At 67.6% G+C, this 4079-nt stretch carries 6 protein-coding genes; 4 read left to right on the forward strand and 2 right to left on the reverse strand.

The genetic code is table 11. The annotated features are described in order from the left end of the window. The first annotated feature begins 35 nt into the window (after positions 1-35). Positions 36-179 (forward strand): excalibur calcium-binding domain-containing protein, encoded by a 144-nt coding sequence (locus G9373_RS44665; RefSeq protein WP_167121221.1) that lies wholly within the window; start codon positions 36-38, stop codon positions 177-179. Positions 180-222: 43 nt separating this feature from the next. On the opposite strand, the gene G9373_RS44670 is transcribed toward G9373_RS44665, so the two are convergent. Then, on the reverse strand, positions 223-663 hold the full coding sequence (locus G9373_RS44670; protein WP_167121217.1) for a hypothetical protein: 441 nt from the start codon (positions 661-663) through the stop codon (positions 223-225). 346 nt (positions 664-1009) lie between these two features. Here G9373_RS44670 and G9373_RS44675 point away from each other — a divergent pair, with 346 nt between their 5' ends. The 3 genes from G9373_RS44675 to G9373_RS44685 all read left to right on the forward strand — a co-directional run bounded on the left by G9373_RS44675 (position 1010) and on the right by G9373_RS44685 (position 2962). After that, complete coding sequence (locus tag G9373_RS44675; RefSeq protein WP_133987563.1) at positions 1010-1375, forward strand: hypothetical protein; 366 nt, start codon at positions 1010-1012, stop codon at positions 1373-1375. Positions 1376-1889: 514 nt separating this feature from the next. After that, positions 1890-2219, forward strand: a complete 330-nt coding sequence (locus tag G9373_RS47500) for a hypothetical protein (protein ID WP_240961146.1) — start codon at positions 1890-1892, stop codon at positions 2217-2219. Beyond that, on the forward strand, positions 2216-2962 hold the full coding sequence (locus G9373_RS44685; RefSeq protein WP_240961147.1) for a hypothetical protein: 747 nt from the start codon (positions 2216-2218) through the stop codon (positions 2960-2962). Before G9373_RS47500 ends, G9373_RS44685 begins: the two co-directional genes overlap by 4 nt. On the opposite strand, the gene G9373_RS44690 is transcribed toward G9373_RS44685, so the two are convergent. Beyond that, on the reverse strand, positions 2935-4079 hold a 1145-nt coding region (locus G9373_RS44690; RefSeq protein ID WP_167121219.1), incomplete at its 5' end, for an alkaline phosphatase D family protein. The genes G9373_RS44685 and G9373_RS44690 overlap by 28 nt on opposite strands.

The following is a 4079-nucleotide window of genomic DNA, read 5'->3' on the forward strand; positions in this document are numbered from 1 at the left end:
CCCCCGCCGCGATTCCGGCCAACCCCCCAGCGCCGATCCACACCGCCCCGCAATCATCGGTCAGCTACGCGTCCTGCGCCGACGCAAAAGCAGCCGGTGCGGCGCCGATCTACCAAGGCGAGCCCGGCTACTCGACGAAACTCGACCGGGACAAGGACGGTATCGCCTGCGACAAGTGAGGCGTCAATAGCGTCGCCGTCGTGCGATGATCGACGGTGCGGGTCACAAGGGGCACAGGGTCTGCCGGGTCCGGTTCCAGAACGGAAACAGCTCGGGGCTGCCGGCGTCCGGGTGTTGCCGTTGCGCCTGCTCGATGAATTCGAGGACCGTCTTTCCGGTGGTGTGCGAGAGTGCGCAGGCATCCAGACTCAGCTTCGCCGACGCCACGAACCCGATCCACTCGGCGTACGGGCCCAAGACCCCGGAATCGACGAACGGAGCGAGGCCTGTCCCCCACCGGTTGAAGGCGGACTGCAACCCGAAATCACAGGACTGCCCGAATAATTCACTGCACGTCGTCGGTCCGCCGTGAACCATGACCGCGGTATCGGGCAGCGGGCGCGGCGGCTCGGGCGAATCCGGTCGCGACGCGACCACCCACACCACAAGCACGACGGCGCCCACGACCAGGCACACCAGCACCGCCTTCAGGACCTGCTTCATCGCTCACCCACCTCGTCACACACCTTCATTGCACCACTCCCGCCCTCCGTCCGGCCCGAAACACGGCTGGACGGGAACGAGAAGTCCAGACCAGGAGCGCCGTCGTAGGTCACCGGAGGGGATGGCACCGCCATGCGGGCCGCTCCTCGCATGACGCGCAATGCACCGTGCGCTCGGTAGCCGCGGGCCGCGTGCACCCGACCGGTACCGGTGACACCCGACCCGTTCCTGTCTGCTGATGCATGGGCCGCCGGTGCCACTCGAACCGCCGACCGACGTGCGTGATGTGATTCGGTCCACGGAGCCGGCAATCGAGGGCCCCGCCGGCACGGAATGGAGGACCGAGATGACCGAAGTCGACTACATCGACGTGGTCGGGGCGCAGTCCGTGCTCGAGGTGGCCGAAGTGGTCGCCGCGGTGCTCGGGGCCCAGATGGAGATGGGCTGCGAACCCGGCCGCATCGTGGTCACCGCAGCATCCGATCCCGAACTTCGGGTTGTCATCGGGCTTGCGATCAACGACCGCGGGCTGCCCGAAAGGTGGACGCGGCGAATCACGATCACCCACGAACGAAGTAGCGACGAACGCCGCCGCTGGACACAGCACCTACACCGCACCGTCACCGAACGCCGTGACTGGACACTCACCGTCACCTCCGCCGGACAGCCGAACCCACACGCCCCACCCTCATCGAACGCCCGGGGAGGTTGACCCGCTCCGCGGGAAGAAACGCGCCAGAGCCCAGACGCCGTCACCTCGTGCACACGGGGAGTAAGGCCGGGAACAGTCATCGGGCGCTTCGTCGTGACCAACATGTCGAGGTCGTTCTGTAGCCGACGCGGCAGCCCCCGCCGCCAGTGACCGAGGATCCTCACGGGGTCGCGTCCCATGCGGTCGGCGAGGGGCTCGCCGGTCACCCAGCTCGTGCGTGCCGACTTGTCGCCCGCGCAGCGCGGGCGACGTGGTCGTCTTCGCCGCGCAGCGTGCACGCCGCAGCCCAGAACACTGATGCTGTCGGAAGCGGGCGTTGGTGACCGCGGTCGCCGCTGTCCCTGTGCGTGGCTGCGATCTATCCGCAACACACACAGGCTCATTCCGGTCATGAACGGCACCGGCGCTGGGTGGTCGGCCGTACGCTGACCCCACAACGAAGGACGTGCGCGGAAGTGGGGGCGAGTCGACATGGACGAACTCGACAGCAAGAATCTGGGCAGGCTCCGCCGCATTGCGGACGCCCTCCGAGTCCGGGGACTTCACCCCGTGGCTCGCCGAAAACATCGACGTCCTCGCCGACGCCCTCGAAATGACTCTGACCGTCGTCGCCACCGAAGTGCGGATCGGCGACTTCCGCCTCGACATCCACGCCAAGGACGGCAACGACCGCTCCGTCGTCATCGAGTACCAACTCGAACGCACCGACCACGGCCACCTTCCGGGCGCGGCAGGCAGATCGGAGCTGGTGGAGGCCTCAACACGCGGCCCGGGCGGGGATACGGCCGTTCGGTGTGCCGGGATCCGGCGCTGCACACGTGGAGTCGTTACGCCCACGACGTGATCGCCCTGCTCGACCACCTCAGGGTTCCGGGGGCCGTCGTCGGCGGGACCGGGTTGGGCGGCACCATCGCCTTACGCGCCGGTTTGGCCTTTCCCTCGTGGGTTCGGGCGGTCGTCGTGATCAGCGCCGAGGATATCGAGGACGACGACGCAAAATTGGCCGAAACCGCGTTGATGGACCGCTTCGCCGAGCCGGTGCGCGCAGACGGTATCGAAGCGGCGTGGGAGTTGTTCCTCCCCCACCTGCAACCGCTGATCGGGAACCCGGTGCGCTCTGCGATACCGCGCGCCGACCCGGGAAGCGTCGCCGCCGCGGCCGCCATTGGGCGTGACCGCTCATTCGACACGCTCGACGAACTCAACGCGATCGAGGTTCCGGTGCTCATCGTCCCCGGCGCCGACGAGCGCCATCCGGCCGAGCTCGCCGAACGCATGAGCGCGACCAACCCGCATGAGACACACTCGACGAGAGAACGTGTCCTTCGACGCGCTGCGGACAGCCGACGATCTCGCCGACGCCGTCGCCCCGGAGATCCGCCGGTTCCTCGACAACTGAGGCCATTACCCGACCCCGTGCGCGGCCGAGACACGTTCTTCTCAGAGGAGTGCCTGGGCGATACGGCCACTCGGCACTGGCACCACTGCTCAGCGGTGCCCGGTCCGCGGGCCAGGGGGAATAGCGGGCTTGTCAAGTCACGGATGGCAGTATCCGGTCGTCACGCCTCGATGGCGCTGGGTCTCTGATCTTGGACAACGAAGCTGGCGCGGGTGTGGATAGGCGCGCCCGGGCGCCGGATATACGGAACGACGCGGAAGTCGTTGCGCCACAATCGGTGATTTAGGTCGACCAGCACGTATCCACGCTGTGCGTTGAAGAATTTCATGTCGGGATTGGCGGCCAGCAGGCGGCGCCCGGTGTCGTTGATGTCGGCGCCGTCGCCGGCGGAAGTGATCGAGGTTCCCGAGAATTCCGACGCGACGACCGGTGATTCGGGGTCGGCGTAGTCCCGGCGCAGGTCGGCGACGATGTTCTGATGACGGTCGCCGGTGATCACCACCAGGTTGCGGACGCCGCGATCGGCTGCGGCGCCGAGGACGGTGTTGCGATCGGCGACGTATCCGTCCCACGAGTCGGAGGACACCACGGTGTCCGGGCCGGGGTCGTTGTCGGTCTGGCCCATCGCCACCTGATTGCCGATGATCTGCCAGCGGGCCGGGGAGCCGGTGAATCCGTCGAGCAGCCAGTTACGTTGCTGTGCACCCAGCATTGTGCGGTCGGTGTCGAGCCGGTCGACGCAGTGCGCCGTGACGTCACCCCCGCAGGCCTGCCGGTCCCGGTATTGCCGTGTATCGAGCATGGTGATCTGCGCGAGATCGCCGAACCGGTAGCGTCGGTGCAGGCGCATCCCCGGCCCCGCGGGCCGCTGCGTGAGTCGCAGCGGCTGGTGCTCGTAGAGCGCCTGGAAGGCCGCGGCACGGCGGCGGCGGAACAGGGCGGGAATTCGGTAGATATCGAGGCCCAGTCCCGGCGAGTCCGCGGCCCAGTTGTTGTCGACCTCGTGATCGTCCATGGTCACGATCCAGGGAAACGCCGCATGCGCGTCGCGCAGCGGCTGCTCGGCTTTGTACTGTGCGTAGTGCAACCGGTAGCTGGGCAGATCGACGGCTTCGCCGCGGTCGACTCCCATTGACATTCCCTCGCGGCCGCGCCGCCACCCGCGCTCGTAGATGTAGTCGCCCAGATGGACGACCAGATCGAGGTCTTCCTCGCTCATGTGCTCGTAGGCGGTGTAGAAGCCGGAACTCCACGACTGGCAGGAGGCGAACGCGAAGCGCATCCGCGGGGTGGGTTGCCCGGGGG

It is taken from the genome of Rhodococcus sp. A14, assembly GCF_011603105.1.
GTDB lineage: Bacteria > Actinomycetota > Actinomycetes > Mycobacteriales > Mycobacteriaceae > Rhodococcus_F > Rhodococcus_F opacus.